Origin of the sequence: Atopobium sp. BS2 (genome assembly GCF_000565075.1) — a bacterium.
In the GTDB taxonomy this organism is placed as follows: domain Bacteria; phylum Actinomycetota; class Coriobacteriia; order Coriobacteriales; family Atopobiaceae; genus Lancefieldella.
The window spans coordinates 129996-146625 of the sequence record NZ_JDFG01000012.1 but is presented as its reverse complement, the minus strand read 5'-3'; the positions used below and the strand labels follow the sequence as shown (position 1 = coordinate 146625).

The following is a 16630-nucleotide window of genomic DNA, read 5'->3' as shown; positions in this document are numbered from 1 at the left end:
CAGGTCATATATGCTTGATGAACTTCGCGTGCAAAATGTTGCACTTATTGAAGACGCTTCTCTTGCACCCGCCTCAGGTTTAACTGTTTTAACAGGAGAGACAGGTGCTGGTAAAACCGCTCTTTTATCTTCCATTAAGCTCTTAGTAGGAGAGCGTGCGGATGCTTCTGCAGTAAGAGAAGGAACAGACGCTCTTAGGGTTGAGGCACGCTTTTTTACCTCGCCAGAAGATCAAGAGGGAATTGTAGTCTCTAGAAAAGTCTCTGCTGATGGCAGAGGCAGAGTAGAGATTGATGGCCACATGGCATCAGTTAAAGAACTGGCCGGAGGTATTGGAACATCAATTGATCTGTGTGGTCAGCATGAGCATCAAAGGCTGCTTGACGTAAAGAACCATGTCAGCATGTTGGACGCATGGATTGGATCAGATATTCAATCTTGCCAGACAGAGTATGTAGACGCTCTTCATGCTTATCATGCTGCAGTCGCTGAACTTCAACGAGTTATTGAAGTAAGCCAGTCTAGCAATGCAAAGATTGATGAAGCGGCATTTCTTGTTCAAAGAATTGATGAGGTCTCTCCTAAAGAAGGGGAGCTAGAAGACTTAGAAGAGCAACTTCCTCGGTTTGAGCACGCAGAGGCTCTTCTTCAAGCTGCAGGAGGAACACATGAGTTGCTCTCAGGAGATGAGGGCGTTATTGATTCTCTCTCTGATGCAGTTCAGATGCTTCAAAGTGCTGCAACATTTGATGCTACGCTAGGTAATTATGCAGAGTCTCTTTCAAGTGCACTTATAGAGATTGAGGATGTTTCTTCAGAGCTCAGAAGCTATGTTGGATCTCTTGATTTTGATGAAGAAGCACTTGAAGAGATGCAAAGTCGTATGGCTCGTCTCCAGGGTCTTATGAGAACGTATGGCCCTGGCATGAAAGACGTATTTAAAAAATACCAGGTAGCTCAAAATCTTCTTGAGGTTACAAGAGACACAGAAAAGCTTGTCCGTGAGGCACAGGCAGAGGTAGATAGGGCAAAAGAGACTCTTACCGTAAAGGCCCAGGCACTTAAGAAGGTTCGTGTTGCTGCAGCTCCAAAACTTTGTGATGCAGTTATTAAGCAAATGAGTCATCTGCAGATGGGTTCAGCTCAGATTGAATTGAACTTTGAAGATCTTCCTTTTGAGCAGTGGAATAAAGTTGGCTCTACAAAGATTGAGCTTATGTATAAGCCTTCAGCTCAGATGACTGCTCGTCCGCTTAGAAAGATTGCCTCTGGTGGTGAGGTTTCTCGTGTCATGCTCGCATGTAAAGTGGTTCTGGGAGAGTCTGACGTCTGCGATACGCTTGTATTTGATGAGGTTGACGCTGGCGTTGGTGGAGCTACTGCCGTTGCTCTTGCAGAGGTTTTAGCGCAGCTTGCTAAAACACATCAGGTGATTGTGGTAACTCACTTGCCACAGGTTGCTGTTATGGCCTCTAAACAGTATGTAGTCTCAAAGACAGAAGAACATAACGCGATCCCTGTAACTTCTCTTACAGAGGTTTCTGGTACTCAGAGAGAAGAAGAGATTGCACGCATGCTTTCAGGCTCTATAACTGAGGCTTCTTTGGCTCACGCGCATGAGCTGCTGTCAGAAGTCCGCTAGATTTTTCAGAACTACATGGACATAACAATGTATTTGTTTGGAGATTAAATTTCTCGGCTCTATGGGTCTCAAAGCGGAATAATATAAAGACCCGTAGAAATGTAATTGGCTAATCTTACCTACGGGAGTAATCCATGACCAAGCACATATTTGTAACAGGTGGCGTTGTTTCCTCTCTTGGAAAAGGAATCACTGCTGCATCTCTCGGCCGACTTCTTAAGGCTCGTGGCTATAAGGTCATGATGCAAAAAGCTGACCCATATCTCAATGTTGACCCAGGCACTATGAGTCCTTTCCAGCATGGTGAGGTTTTTGTTACTGAGGACGGAAAAGAGACTGACCTTGACCTTGGTCATTATGAGCGCTTTATTGACGAGAATCTTACCAGGGAGTCTAACTTCACCACTGGTCTCATTTATCAGTCTTTGATTCAGCGTGAGCGCGCTGGAGACTTCCTTGGCGGTACAGTTCAGGTAATTCCTCATGTAACTGATGCAATTAAAGCTCGTTTTGCTCGCATTGAAGAGGTTACTAACGCTGATGTAGTCATCACTGAGCTTGGTGGCACCATTGGTGATATTGAGTCTCAGCCTTTTGTTGAGGCAATTCGCCAGTTTAGAAAAGAGCGTGGCGCAAGCAATGTTGCTATTATTCACGTGAGCCTTGTTCCTTATATTGCAGCAGCTCATGAGGTTAAGACTAAGCCTACGCAGCACTCCGTAAAAGAGCTTCGTTCCCTTGGTATTCAGCCAGACTTTATCGTGTGCCGTTCTAGCCATTCTGTGGATGAATCTATTCGCGAGAAAATCGCTAATTTCTGCGATGTTGATGCAGATTGCGTTTTTGAAAACAACGATTTGCCTTCAATTTACGATGTTCCAGCACATCTGGCAGCACAGGGATTTGACAAGAAGGTACTTGAGCGTCTTGGTCTTGAAGTCCGTCCAAGTGATCTTGGCGGCTGGGAAGCATTTACTACTGCTATGCACAAGGCAAATGCGCTTGAAGACGCAACAAGAATTTATGTTGTCGGCAAGTATACGCAACTGCCTGATGCCTACCTTTCTGTTATTGAGGCACTTCACCACTCTGGTATTTTCTATGGCAGGCACGTTGATATCCGCCTGGTGAACGGTGAAGAGCTGACAGAAGAAGACGTAGAGCAGGAGCTTGCTGGCGCAGATGGTATTTTGGTTCCTGGCGGCTTTGGTCTTCGCGGCGTAGAGGGTAAGATGGTTGCTATTCGTCGTGCTCGTGAGCTCAAGATTCCTTACCTTGGCGTTTGCCTTGGTATGCAGATGGCTGTTACTGAGTTTGCTCGTGACGTCTGCGGCATGGAGGGTGCAAATTCAGCAGAGTTTGGTCCAGATACTCCATATCCTGTCATCGATCTTATGCCTGATCAGGAGGATATTACTGACAAGGGCGGCACCATGCGCCTTGGCTCTTATCCTTGCAAGGTTGTTGAGGGAACTCTTGCACACGAGGCATATGGTAACAACTTGGTTTATGAGCGTCATCGTCACCGCTATGAGGTAAGCAACGTATTCCGTAATCAGCTTGTTGAGGCTGGTCTGGTCGTTTCTGGTGTTTCTCCAGATGATCGCCTTGTAGAGATGATTGAGCTTCCAGAGTCTGTTCACCCATGGTTTGTTGCAAGTCAGGCACATCCAGAGTTCAAGAGCCGTCCAACTCATCCTGCACCTTTGTTCCGTGAGTTTGCACGTGCAGCAATCGCTCATCATGAGGGTGTTGACCGTCATGATGTAAACCAGTCTCTCTAAGCAGATTTTTACTAGGGAAGAATACTTATGGACCTCGCTCAGGCGCGTACAGAATTTTTAGCGTACGTTGCTGTTGAGCGAGGTCTTTCTGTAAATACTCTTGATGCCTATACCAGAGATTTAGAGGGTTATTTGCTTTGGCTGAATGGCAAAAAAATTACTTTGCCCAACCAGGTAACTCGCTCAGATGTTGAAGAGTACATAGGCTCTCTTAGAGATTTAGGTATGGCTCCAGCTTCGGTTGAGCGCCACACTGCGGCACTTAGAAACTTCCACAAGTTTATGGCTGTTGAGCAAATTTGTAAGTCATCTCCAGCAGAAGATTTACCTACCGCAGCAAGAATTCAAAGGCTTCCTGATGTTATTTCTCAAGAGAAGGCAGAAGAACTGCTTGATCAGCCGTTTCCTAATTCGCCTCTAGGTATTCGCGATAGAGCCATACTTGAGTTGTTGTATGGATGCGGTCTTCGTGTGTCTGAGCTTTGCGATCTTGAGGTTCGGGGTGTCCTTCTAGAAGATGAACTCTTGCGTGTTTTTGGTAAGGGTTCCAAAGAGCGCATAGTCCCTGTGTTGGGCTCTGCGTATCGTGCGCTTAAAACATATCTTTATGAGGCTCGCTCGCTTTTGCTTAAGCACGGTCAGGTGTCTGAGGTGTTTGTAAACGCCAGAGGTGGACGCATTTCTCGCCAGTCGGTACATAAACTGGTGGCAAATTACGGCAGGGTAGTGGGGATTGAAGGTTTGCATCCTCACACACTGCGCCACAGTTTTGCCACACACCTTCTAGAGGGTGGCGCTGATCTTCGCTCGGTGCAGGAGCTTTTGGGACACGTAGATATTTCAACTACGCAGCTCTATACGCACGTAGATAGGTCGCACATTAGAGACGTGTACCTTGAGGCTCACCCAAGAGCCCACGTTCATGCGGACAAATAATCGCGCTTGACGCAAGTGTTGGACAAGCGTGGGACAAGCGTGGGACAGGTGTGGGGCAAAGTGGTGACTGCGTAAAAGCAAGACGAAGGTTTTGTTTGAGTAACGTGTGATTTTCGCCACGAGTTCACCACAATTTCCTCAAAAATTTTCACTTCATAAAAAATTTAATAAATTGAGTCCAAGACTAAGAAAATCCGTTCTTTTGTAGTTCGGATTTTTTTAAACACTACATATTGTGGTCTTACTCTATCAATTCACATCTACGTTAATCCCCAGCTAGACCATAAGAAAAATACTTGGTGTTGGAAAGTGTTTTCTAGTGTGTGTAAGTGTCGGAATGAGTTATATTTATTCCACGTTCAATCGACGGACTATGCCCAAGCGTTGCCGCGCACACACAACACAAACACAGCCCGCGCGGCAAGGGGCGCCAACGTGAAAGGGGGAGACATGCTTACTGGTCAGTATCAGCGCTCGCTGGACTCCAAGATTCGCGTGACTCTTCCTGCACCTCAGCGCAAGCAGCTTGGCGATGTTGTCATCTTGCTCCGTCGACAGGACGCGCTTTACGGCTACTCACCTGAGGCGTATGAGGCTTGGATTGCAAGTCTGAACCTCAACCCAAGGAACCGCGACGACGTCACAGCACTTCGCATGCTGAACGCAGCAGCAACAACCGTCGACATTGACTCGGCCGGCCGTGTTGCCCTGGGAAAGATTGACGAGTCCGATCCACAGGCTAGGGAGAAGCTCCAGCTTGACCGCGACGTCACCATTGTCGGTAACGGCGACCACTTTGAGATTTGGAACACCAACAAGTGGAACAGCCTCTTCTCGGCAGATGACCGCGTTGCAACGCTCGAGGACCTCATCTTTGGCGCCTAGTGAGGCGAGAAGATCGTGAAGGTAGAAGACGGTAACTTGAAAGTCGAATATCGGCACCAACCAGTAATGCTTGCAGAAGTGCTGCGCGAGCTGGACCCCAAGCCAGGTGAAGTTGTTTGCGACTGCACCTTGGGAGGAGCGGGCCACACCGTAGAGATGGCAAAGCTGATTGCTCCAGACGGTCTTTCCATTGGAATTGACCAGGATGCAATGGCTCATCAAGCAGCAGCTGCTCGCCTGAAGCAAGAAGTACCAAACGCGGAGTTTTTGCCGCTTAAGGGAAACTTTGGCGACCTCGATGAACTTCTCGTCTCTGCAGAAGTCCCCGGAGTTGACTGTTTCCTCTTTGACATTGGTGTTTCTTCTCCTCAGCTTGATATCCCAGAGCGAGGCTTTTCGTACCACGAAGATGCCCCGTTGGATATGCGAATGGACCCGGGCAAACAAACTCCAACTGCACAAGAGGTCATCAACACCTACAACGAAGCCGACCTCGCCCGAATCCTTCGAATTTACGGAGACGAGAAATTTGCCTCACGCATTGCACGACGCATTGTGCAAACGCGAGAAAAGCGTCCCATCCAAACGACGCTTGAGCTTGTTGAGGTAATCAAGGCAGCAATTCCCGCAGCAGCGCGCCGTCACGGCGGACATCCCGCCAGAAAGACGTTCCAAGCACTTCGTATTGAAGTAAACCACGAGCTTGAGGTTTTGGAGCGCGGACTACGCTGTGCAATTGCCTGGGCTAATCCAGGAGGCAGGATTTGCGTTATCTCGTACCACTCGCTTGAAGATCGCATTGTCAAGCACGTGTTCTCCGAGCTGAGTCAAGGTTGTATCTGCCCGCCAGACCTTCCGGTTTGTATGTGCGGTCAAGTGCCGATAGTTGACGTGATTACGCGCAAACCTCTTGTGGCCACTCCAGAAGAGATAGAGCGCAACCCAAGGGCGAGAAGCGCCCTGATGAGGGTAGCGGTTAAACGCGACCCAGAGAAATGAAGTACCCCATAGCACTTGTTGCTTGTTGTTAAGAAGTTTTTGAAGGGATTGAAGTTTAATGGCACGTTACGGATCAGAAGCTGTAGCACGCACAACTCAGTTTGAGCATGAGTACGCTCCTGAACAGAGCACTCGCACATCTTTTGAGGTTGTCCCTGGTGGCGGCCTTGATGCTGATGCTCGCCGTGGCGTAAGCAGCCAGTTCATCCAGCGTGTCAAGCTTATTGCTGTTGCTGCAGCACTCTTCCTGACACTTGGTGTTGTCCGTATTGGTATCTCCACCGCTACGGTTTCAACTCTTCAGGCTAACAACGTCATCAGAAATGAAATGCGCGCAACAACTGCAACTAACGATTCCCTGCGCGTTTCTCGCTCTCTGCTTGCAAGCACTACACGCATTGAGCGCATTGCTACTCAGAATTACGGCATGACTCTTGAGACAAATCGCCCTGTTGTAGATGTAAACAACAACGCTTAGGCGTAAAATATACGTTGTGAGTACGCAGAATCGACATACTCGCGCATCGCGCAGAAAAACTCCTGAGGCCTCGTACGACGAGGCCTCTCGTGTGCATTTTCGTGGTCATCGTGGTAGCAGCGGTGGCTCGGATGGTGTTGGCCCTGAAGGTAGACTCCGTCGCGTAGCAGCTGCTATGGCCATTATGGTGGCAATTGTTGTTCTTAGGCTTGCTTGGCTGCAAATCTTTACGGCAGCAGATCTTGCAAAGGGCGCCGAGAATAACCGCACCAACGACATTGTCTTGCACGCTCGTCGCGGCACCATTTACGACCGCAACGGCAATGTCTTAGCCATGAGCGTTGACTGCAAAGACATCTACGCCAATCCCTCAGAAATCAAAGACGCCAGCACCGTGGCTCAGGTTTTCGCCTCGCTTCTAGGCGGAAGTCCTTCAGACTATCTTGGGGATCTGCAGCAAGACACTACCTTTGTCTACGTTCGTCGTCGTGTTGACACGGACACCGCTTCCAAGATTGAAAAAGCACTTGACGAGAAAAACCTCAAAGGCGTCTATTTTGTTAATAACACCAAGCGTGTCTATCCATACGGCAACGTTGGCGTTCAGATTCTAGGCTTTGTAAACGCTGATAATGAGGGTGCTTCTGGCCTGGAGTATTACTACAACGATATCCTTGCGGGCACTAACGGCCACATGATTGTAGAGACCGGCGCTGGTGGTACACCAATTGCAGGTGGCACCTCCAATATCACTGAGGCACAAAACGGCCAGGATATTGTTCTTTCCATTGATATTGAGCTGCAGAAGAAGGCAGAAGAGCAGCTGACTGCTGCAGTAAAAGACATTGAGGCCCAGCAGGGTGGCTCAATCATGGCTATGAATCCTCGTACCGGAGAGATTTATGCCGCAGCTTCATACCCTCTGCCAGATTTTAAGAGCGATAACGGCGTTGACTACGAATCCCTCAACCTCAAGCTTGTCTCAAGTATCTATGAGCCAGGCTCCGTATTTAAGGTAATTACTACCTCAATTGGTATAGATGACAATCTCTTTGGTCCAAATTCAACCTTCAATATCCCAACCGAGCTCAAAGTTGGCGATAACAAGGTTACCGACGATGACTGGCGTACCAGCGCCATGGACATGAGCGTAAGAGAGATGCTCAGACGTTCCTCAAACGTTGGTATGGCCTTCCTCGAGACACAGCTCATAGGTGATGAGCGCTTTGCAGCAGGAATTGATAAGTTTGGTATAGGTCACACCACAGGCATTGACTTCCCTGGTGAGGCCACAGGAATTGTCCGCTCTCTGGACGAATATGAAGGCCCAACTGGTGGAAACATGGCGTTTGGTCAGGGTCTTGCAATCCCATTTATCCAGGTCATTCGCGCATATACCGCTGTTGCTAATAAGGGAACTATGGTGACTCCGCACTTTATGGTTTCTAAGGGCGGTCAAGAGGTTACCTGGCCTACTAAAGACGTTATTTCCGCTTCCACAGCTTCGGCCGAGCTTGACATGATGACTACCGTTGTCAAAGAGGGTACCGGTGTTCGTGCAGGTATCTATGGCTATACCGTTGCTGGTAAAACAGGTACGGGCCAGCAGGTTGTGGAAGAAACCGGCTCGTACGGCGAGAATTCCGGTTTTGTTGCTTCCTTCTGCGGTATCGTGAATCCATCAGAATCTGATTTGATGGTTTACGTTGGACTTAACGATACCCACCAGCTTGCGTCGCAGTCTGCTGCTGTGGTCTTCTCGCAATTTGCAAAAGACGCAGCTACACGCCTTAATATTCAACCAATCAATAACTAGGAGAGCTCATGGTTAAGCTTTCGGTTGAACAGATAGTCGCAGCTACAAATGCACGACTGCTCCACCGCGGAACCCGCGAGGTTGCGCGCGCGGCCGTCATCGACTCTCGCGAGGTCCAGGAAGGCTCGCTCTTCGTGGCCTTTGCTGGCGAGAAGGTCAATGGAAACTCCTATCTTTTATCTGCTGCTCAGGCGGGCGCTGCTGTTGTAGTGGCATCTGAGCCTGTAGCAGACAATCTGCTCGACAACCTGGCCGCCACAGGAGTCAGCGTTCTTGAAACCGCTGACGATGACTGTGAGGCATTTCTGCTAGCTCTTGCTGCTGCTTGGCGAGAAGCCCATCCAAACTGGCTGGTTGTGGGCGTAACCGGATCGGTCGGTAAAACTACTACCAAAGAAATGCTTCGTCGCGGCATTGGTGCTACCCGTCGTGTTCACGCCACCGCTGGCAATCACAACAACCTCATTGGCCTGCCACTTACGGTACTTTCTACTCCAGAGGATACCGAGGTACTTGTTCTTGAGCTGGGCATGAATCACGCCGGCGAGATTACCAGGCTTGCCTCTGTTGCCCGTCCAACAGTGGCGGTCATTACCAACGTTGGTACCAGCCACATTGGTCTTCTCGGCAGCAGAGAAAACATTGCGCGCGCCAAGGCAGAGATTGTCTCGGGCATGCGTGCATTTGGCTCAATTGAACCTACGCTTATTCAGGCTTCGGCGGGGGACTACACCAAGTTCATTGCAGATGAGTTTGCTCGCCCTGCTCGCGTTGTTTGCAAGACAGTGGGCGCCACAGAAGCTGACGTCATGAGCGCACAGCAGGTCACTCTTGACGAGGAGGGCCTTCCAACTGCCACTATTGTTGCTGCATCCGGCTGGTCACGCACGGTAACCCTTGAGGTACCTGGGCGCGTTGTTGTCGACGACCTTCTTTTGGCACTTGAGGCTATAGAGACGCTTGGTCTTGACCTTGACGCAGCTGCAGAGGCTATTGAGCAGATGCCTGCCACTCGTATGCGTCTTTCGGTACTTGACGCAACCTGTGGTGCCAAGATTATTGACGATTCATATAATGCAAGTCCTAACTCAACAGCTGCAGCGCTTGACGTTTTGATGCAGATGCCTGCAGAGGGTCGCCGCATTGCTCTTATCGGAGAGATTGGCGAGCTTGGTCCAGAGGAGAAGCGCCTTCACGGTTATGTGGGCGCCTATATTGCTGCTAAGAACCCAGACCTCGTTGCCTTTGTAGGCACGGGAGCCGCGCGTGAAATGGTTGAAGCCGCACGCGTCATGGGTTTCTCGGAAGATAAAATTGAACAGTTCAGCGATGTCAACGAAGCACTTACCGTGCTCGGACCAGTACTTGCGCAAGGAGACGTTCTTCTCGCCAAGGCATCGAGGTCTGCCCAGCTTGATATTTTTGTAAAAGGAGTTACTGAGTAATGTTTTTCCAGACTATTTACCCAACATACCAGGTGTTTGTGGCGCTTGGTGTCTCCTGCATCATCACGTTGATCTTAATGCCACTCTTTATCAAACTGATGAAGAAAGAGGGAGTAGGACAGCAGGTTCGCGCTGACGGCCCTCAGCAACACCTGGTCAAGCAGGGTACTCCTACTATGGGTGGCGTCGTTATGCTGGTAAGCATTGTGCTTACCTGTATTGCGCTTGCTCAGTGGAACACCGACCTCATTCTTGCTATGGCAGCTATGCTGCTCACAGGCTCGCTTGGTCTTCTGGACGATATTGAGTCTGTTGCCCACGGTAGAAGCCTTGGTCTTACCGCATCTCAGAAGATGGCTGGACTCATTACTATCTCTGTGGCATTTTGCCTGGCAGCAGTCAACATTTGGGGCATTACGCCCATTATTGCGTTCCCTGGTGGCCTTGATATCAACCTGGGAATCCTTACTACCACCGTCAATTTAGGCGGAAATATTATTTCTATCCCTTGGCTGTATCTCTTCTTTGTCTTTTTGCTCATGGCTGGCCTCTCCAACGCTGTTAACCTGACCGACGGCCTTGATGGCCTGGCTGGTGGCTGCGTTATGGTTGTCATGATTTTTATGGCTGCAGTAGCTTTCCGCTATGGCGAGAGTAGCCTTGCTGTTTTTGCCGCATCTATCGCAGGCGCTTGTATTGGTTTTTTGTGGTTTAACAGCTATCCTGCAAGCATTTTTATGGGAGACACCGGCTCTCTTGCCTGGGGTGCTGCCTTTGCGGCCCTGGCCGTTCTTACCAAGACCGAGGTAGTTTCCCTGGTCATGGGCGGTCTTTTTATCATCGAGGCACTGTCCGTTATCATTCAGGTTGTCAGCTACAAGGCAACTAAAAAGCGCGTATTCTTGATGGCTCCACTGCATCATCACTTTGAGAAACTTGGCTGGAACGAGACAAAAGTAGTCTTTAGATTCTGGATTATTTCCGGCGCATTTGCCGCTCTGGGCTTTGCTCTGTACTTCCAGCTTCACTAAAGATATTGCTCTTAGAAAGGATCGCTTGCGTGTCGCTTCTAGAAACACTTGGAAATGTATGTGTTCTTGGTTTTGGTAAGACCGGCGTCTCTGTCTGCATGTATTTGCTGCAGCAGCCAGAGGGTCGTGTGTCTTCCGTAACTCTTGTAGGCGGCGCAGAGGCTACTGTTGGCGAGAAGATCCAAGAGCTTGCAGACTCAGGCGTACAGGTACAATGCGGCTCCGATCAGGTTAAGGGTACCTTTGACCTGACTATTGCATCTCCTGGTATTCCAGACACCTCTGAGCTGTTCTTAAGTGCAAAGGTAGCTTCTCAGCAGATTATGGGCGAGCCAGAGTTTGCCTATCAAGAGAGTCCTTCACAGTGGATTGGTATTACCGGTACAAACGGTAAAACTACTACCACAAGTTTGACCACGTCTATTCTGCAGTATGCAGGCCTTGATGCAAGCGCTGTTGGCAATATCGGATTAACTATTACGGACCAACTTGCAGAGAGAAAACCTAAGAGCTGGTTTGTAGCAGAGCTTTCAAGCTTCCAGCTTGCTACTACTCAAAAATTGCATCCTCACGTTGCGATGCTTTTAAACATTACGCCGGATCATCTTGAGTGGCATGGTTCACTCGAGGCGTATGCAGCAGCTAAAGAGAAGATTTTTGCCAACCTTGATGCAAATGACCTGGCAATTGTTTCTGACTTGGATGAGTTTTGTCAGGACGCGTCTTCTCGCCTTGAGGCACGCGGCATTACCGTATGCCATCTTGCTCAGACAGATCCCGGTACGCAAAACGCCGCTTTTGTACGCAATGGAGCGCTGGTAGTCAGGCTATCTGGTAAAGAGATGGAGCTTGTAGCAGCGGATGCACTCCACATTAGGGGAGCACACAATGCACTCAACGCTCTTGCTGCAGCTGCATGTGGCTTATTCCTGGGACTTGATATTGTTTCTATTAGGCATGCCCTGTTGGACTTTATGCCGCTTGAGCACAGAATTGAGCCAGTTGATACGGTTAATGGTGTTTTGTACGTTAACGATTCCAAAGCAACAAACACTGATTCAGTTGAAAAATCATTAACTTCGTTCCCAGGTAAAGACGTTATTTTGCTACTTGGTGGTCACGATAAGGGCACAGAGCTTGATGAGTTTGCTCAGAAGGTATCCGCTACCTGTGCATACGCAATCTGCTTTGGAGAGGCAGGTCCTCGCTTTGCAGAGGCGCTTCGCCGCGTTTCTGGCAGCCATGCAGAAGTGGTAGAAGAGCCTCATATGCATGAAGCTTTTGACCGTGCGGTAGAGCTTGCTCGTCCAGGTTCTGTAGTGCTTCTCTCACCAGCTTGTTCCTCATTTGACGAGTTTACAGGCATGGCTCAGCGTGGTCGTGTCTTTAAACAGCTGGTGGCAGATCTTGCTCAAAAAGAGAGTGGTCGATAATGGCTACCAGCAGAAACAGAACAGGGGGGCGCGCGCAGCAACCACGTACTTCTCGCCAGAAATCTTCCGAGGGCTCGCAGGCCAAAGGCCGCTTTGGTGCTATTCCAGAGCGTTTTATGCAGCCTCGTCTGGTGCTTCTGGTATCAACGGCTATTCTGGTGTGCTTTGGCCTGGTAATGATTTATTCCGCATCCTCGATTTCTGCAATGACTTCTGAGGACATGGGCTATAACCCCTTCTACTACGTGCAGCGTCAGCTTGGCTTTGCTGCGGCAGGAGTTGCGTTAGCGTTTATTGTTTCTCGCATTGACTACCGTGCAGTAGTAAGAAACTTCCAGGTACCTATCTGGATTGTGACCATTGGAATGCTAGCAATTATTTTTACTCCTATTGCTGGCGCTGATGCATATGGTGCAACCCGTTGGATTTCAGTTGGACCGTTTTCTTTCCAGCCGTCTGAGTTTGCAAAGATTACCATCTTAATTTCTGTCTCGTATTTGGCTCAGCAGTACTTTATTGATCAGACCATAGATCAGATGGAGTTCTTTAAAAAGTTTGCTTTTGCCGCAGTCGTTCCGCTTGCGTTAATTTTGGCTCAGCCAGATAAGGGTTCCACGCTGATTATTGTGGGAACGCTTCTGGTCATTGGCTATCTTTCTGACTTTGATCGAAGAGTTCTGGTAACTATTGCTGTTGTGGGTTTTATTGGCTTTGCCTTCTTATCTCTTAAAGATGATTATTCTCGTGCTCGCGTTGTTACTATGCTCAACCCTTGGGCTGATTATTACGGTGCAGGTTATCAGCTTGCACAGGGCTTTTATGCTTTTGGCTCTGGTGGTATTTTTGGTGTTGGCTTTGGTTTTTCTCGCCAGAAATATTCCTATCTTCCTATGGCTCACAATGACTTTATTTTTGCGGTCATTGGAGAAGAGCTGGGCTTTATTGGCGTTTTAGGTCTTTTGGCTGTATTTGGCGCACTGGTATGGGCAGGCTTTAAGATTGCTCGCTATGCACCAGATTTGACCGGTAGGCTTATTGCTGCAGGTTGTACCTCTATGTTTATCATCCAGGCCTTTGTTAACATTGGTGGTGTTTTGGGCCTTTTGCCTCTTTCTGGTAAGCCTCTGCCGTTTATCTCATACGGCGGTTCAACCATCATGTCTAGTATCTTGATGGTTGGTCTTTTGATGTCTGTTTCAAGGCAGTCAAGGCTTCCAGAGACCGAGTACGATAGACAGCGCGCTTCTTGGAGCATAGCTGAAGAGCAGGATACCTTTGATGCTCCAGGTTTTGCTGGTCTTACCATGGTTGACGGTGGGGTAGGAGTAGGCACGCCACTCCCACGTTCTTCTCGCCCTAAGAGCAGCGCACAAAGCTCCGCGCGCCCATCACGAGGCGTTTTGCGCTCAAGAGATGACGACGCCCCTCAAGGTCGCATTACGACAGATGCCTCCGGAAGGCGCAGAATTGATTTGGGACCTTCTGCATCGGACAGGCTTCGTGGAAACAACAGGGCTCGCCGATAGCTGATTTCTAGGAGATGGATTGCATGGCAGAACAGAAGAAACTCTCTGTTGCAATTGCTGCAGGTGGAACCGCTGGTCACATTAACCCAGCTCTGGCTCTAGCTGAGGAGCTTCGTGAGCGCGGCCACCAGGTTACGTTTTACGGTCAGCCCAACAAGCTTGAAGGTACGCTGGTACCTGAGGCAGGATTTGAGCTGGTATCTATCCATGTAAATGGCTTTGATCGCAGACGTCCTTGGACGCTCATAAGTGCGGCATACAATCTTGAGCGCGCAAAGATGCAGCTGCACAAGCGCTTTAAAGAGCATGGTGCCCCCGATGTTGCTATTGGCTTTGGTGCCTACGTAGAGCTGCCTTTGCTTCAGCTTTGTGCAAAGCTACACATCCCCTATTTGATTCACGAACAGAACTCAGTAACCGGTCTTGCTAACCGTGTATCTGCTGGTAAAGCATCTAAGGTGTGCATTGCGTTCCCAGAGGCTCGTAAGGCTTTTGAGGGTCACGTAAAGGCTCAAGACACCATTGTGGTTACCGGTAATCCTGTACGTAAGAGTGTTCTTTCTGCTGACAGAGCCGCCTCGAGGCAGGAGTTGGGTATTGCAGACAACCAGACATTGCTGCTCATCTTTGGCGGTAGTTTGGGCGCTCGTAGTATCAACGAGACGTTTGCTGCGCTTAAGCAGGAGCTTCTTGCCCGTCCTAACCTGCGCATCATCCAGTCAACAGGTCAGAAGCTCTACGACGAGGTTGTCTCGCTTATGAAGCTTTCTGACGAGGAGGCTGCTCGCTGGGAGGTTAAGCCCTACATTTCCAACATGGGTGCCACCCTTGCTGCGGCTGACCTGGTGGTTTCTCGATCCGGAGCATCTTCTGTAGCCGAGATTGCAGCGCTTGAGCTCCCCAGCATTTTGGTGCCGTACCCTCTGGCAACAGCAGATCATCAGACTACTAACGCACACCTGTTGTCGGACGCGGGAGCAGCTATTCTGGTGCCAGATAACCAGGTGGGCACCACGACCTTCTCGACAGCTCTGTTTGAGCTGGTAGATAACGCGGACCAGCGCAAAAAGCTTTCCGAGGCAGCCGCTACACTTGACCAGCGCAGTGCCGCATCTCTTGTGGCTGACGCTGTGGAAAGTGCCGTTTGTGGCGCATAAAACATTCGGTTTTGCGTTAGAGTAAACATGTCTTGGAATGTCCAAGACTCAAACGATAACAATACTTGGAAAGGCTCTCTTATGGCAGATTCCATGGGCGAGAAGACCATCTCGCGTGCACATTTTATTGGAATTGGTGGCGCAGGTATGAGCGGAATTGCGCTTGTTCTGCACGAGCGCGGCTGCACCGTTACCGGCTCCGATCTAAAGAGCTCGCATTATGTTAGAGAGCTTGAAGATGCAGGTATTCAGGTAAGCATCGGCCACACCGCAGCCACTATTGACGCTGTGATGCCTGATGTCATTGTTACCTCTACCGCAATCCCAGAGACAAACCCAGAGGTCATTCGCGCACGTGAGCTTTCCATTCCTATTTGGCCTCGCGCTAAGATGCTCTCGTATTTGTCGCGCGGCCGCAAGACCATTGCTGTTGCGGGCACTCACGGCAAGACCACCACATCTTCTATGGTTGCTACCATGCTGGACAAGCTTGGCGCTGATCCATCATTTTTGATAGGTGGCGTTGTTGAGGGCTACGACACCAACGGTAAAAACGGTAATGGCCAGTATTTTGTCTGCGAAGCGGACGAGTCTGACGGTTCGTTTATGTTCCTTAACCCTAACGTGGTTGTTGTCACCAATATTGAGGCAGATCACCTTGACCACTACGGCTCTCTAGAGAATATCGAGAAGACCTTCTGTGAGTTTATGAGCTTGCTTGATAAGGAAGAAACTGTTGTTATCAACGGCGATAATCCTCATTACGTTGAACTTGCTCAGTCAACTGGTAGGCACGTAGTAACCTACGGCTTTGATTCAAGCTGCGATTTTGTTTGCACACAGGAGGAGAGAAAAGCTGGTATTGAGAATCCTCTTACCATCAAGACTCCTTCTGGTCAGACTATCTCTGTGGTACTTCCAGCTAATCCTGGTAAGCACAATGTTGCAAACGCAACCGCTGCAATTGCTGTTGCTGATGCTCTTGGCTTTGATCTTGACCAGGCCGCAGCAGCGCTTTCCCAGTTCAAGGGCGCACGCCGTCGCTTTACGCACGTAGGCGACATCAACGGTATTACCGTCGTAGACGATTACGGCCATCATCCAACCGAGATTGCAGCAACCATGTCTGCAGCTCTTCCTCTTGGCTTTAAGCGTGTTGTTGTTGTTTTCCAGCCACATCGCTATAGCAGAACACAGGACTTGGCAGATTCGTTTGCTCACGCATTTGACGGCATTGACGTGTTGCGCGTCATGGATGTCTTCTCCGCAGGTGAGCTTCCTATTCCAGGTGTCTCAGGCAAGACCGTCTCTTTAAGAGTTCAGGCTGCCAATACTGTTCCTGACGTGCGCTATATCCCTTCTCGCCGCGATCTTATCGCCGACCTTCTTGATACGGTTCAGCCAGGAGATTTGCTGATTACTCAGGGCGCAGGAGACGTCACTCAGATTGGTCCAATGTTTATCCGCGCACTCAAAGAGCGTCTTCAGAGCAACTAGG

General features: G+C 49.4%; 13 protein-coding genes. All 13 read left to right on the top strand.

What is annotated here, in order from left to right; all coding sequences use genetic code 11:
• Window positions 1-10: 10 nt before the first annotated feature.
• A complete protein-coding gene (locus tag HMPREF1492_RS01505) occupies window positions 11-1642 on the top strand; it encodes a DNA repair protein RecN (RefSeq protein ID WP_035435184.1) in 1632 nt (543 codons plus the stop codon).
• Between the two features lie 134 nt (window positions 1643-1776).
• A complete protein-coding gene (gene pyrG / locus HMPREF1492_RS01500) occupies window positions 1777-3426 on the top strand; it encodes a CTP synthase (RefSeq protein WP_035435181.1) in 1650 nt (549 codons plus the stop codon).
• A gap of 27 nt (window positions 3427-3453) precedes the next feature.
• Window positions 3454-4362, top strand: a complete 909-nt coding sequence (gene xerD, locus HMPREF1492_RS01495; RefSeq protein ID WP_035435179.1) for a site-specific tyrosine recombinase XerD — start codon at window positions 3454-3456, stop codon at window positions 4360-4362.
• Window positions 4363-4797: 435 nt separating this feature from the next.
• On the top strand, window positions 4798-5247 hold the full coding sequence (locus tag HMPREF1492_RS01490) for a division/cell wall cluster transcriptional repressor MraZ (RefSeq protein ID WP_232215582.1): 450 nt from the start codon (window positions 4798-4800) through the stop codon (window positions 5245-5247).
• Between the two features lie 15 nt (window positions 5248-5262).
• Window positions 5263-6246 carry a 16S rRNA (cytosine(1402)-N(4))-methyltransferase RsmH gene (rsmH, locus tag HMPREF1492_RS01485; RefSeq protein WP_084054952.1) on the top strand — a complete coding sequence of 328 codons (984 nt, stop codon included), beginning with the start codon at window positions 5263-5265 and terminating at the stop codon, window positions 6244-6246.
• A 58-nt stretch (window positions 6247-6304) separates the two neighbouring features.
• A complete protein-coding gene (locus HMPREF1492_RS01480; protein WP_035435175.1) occupies window positions 6305-6724 on the top strand; it encodes an FtsB/FtsL family cell division protein in 420 nt (139 codons plus the stop codon).
• 91 nt (window positions 6725-6815) lie between these two features.
• A complete protein-coding gene (locus HMPREF1492_RS01475; RefSeq protein WP_035435317.1) occupies window positions 6816-8540 on the top strand; it encodes a peptidoglycan D,D-transpeptidase FtsI family protein in 1725 nt (574 codons plus the stop codon).
• 8 nt (window positions 8541-8548) lie between these two features.
• The gene (locus tag HMPREF1492_RS01470) at window positions 8549-9985 is read left to right on the top strand and encodes a UDP-N-acetylmuramoyl-tripeptide--D-alanyl-D-alanine ligase (RefSeq protein WP_035435172.1); all 1437 of its coding nucleotides are present in this window, start codon (window positions 8549-8551) and stop codon (window positions 9983-9985) included.
• Window positions 9985-11016, top strand: a complete 1032-nt coding sequence (gene mraY, locus HMPREF1492_RS01465; RefSeq protein WP_035435170.1) for a phospho-N-acetylmuramoyl-pentapeptide-transferase — start codon at window positions 9985-9987, stop codon at window positions 11014-11016. Before HMPREF1492_RS01470 ends, mraY begins: the two co-directional genes overlap by 1 nt.
• 29 nt (window positions 11017-11045) lie before the next feature.
• Window positions 11046-12449: a UDP-N-acetylmuramoyl-L-alanine--D-glutamate ligase gene (murD, locus tag HMPREF1492_RS01460; protein WP_035435168.1), complete on the top strand. Its 1404-nt coding sequence runs from the start codon at window positions 11046-11048 to the stop codon at window positions 12447-12449.
• The gene (gene ftsW, locus HMPREF1492_RS01455) at window positions 12449-13975 is read left to right on the top strand and encodes a putative lipid II flippase FtsW (protein WP_035435165.1); all 1527 of its coding nucleotides are present in this window, start codon (window positions 12449-12451) and stop codon (window positions 13973-13975) included. The genes murD and ftsW overlap by 1 nt, the downstream gene beginning before the upstream one ends.
• A gap of 23 nt (window positions 13976-13998) precedes the next feature.
• Window positions 13999-15132, top strand: a complete 1134-nt coding sequence (murG, locus tag HMPREF1492_RS01450) for an undecaprenyldiphospho-muramoylpentapeptide beta-N-acetylglucosaminyltransferase (RefSeq protein WP_035428052.1) — start codon at window positions 13999-14001, stop codon at window positions 15130-15132.
• A gap of 81 nt (window positions 15133-15213) precedes the next feature.
• Window positions 15214-16629 (top strand): UDP-N-acetylmuramate--L-alanine ligase, encoded by a 1416-nt coding sequence (murC, locus tag HMPREF1492_RS01445; protein WP_051479343.1) that lies wholly within the window; start codon window positions 15214-15216, stop codon window positions 16627-16629.
• Window position 16630 lies beyond the last annotated feature (1 nt).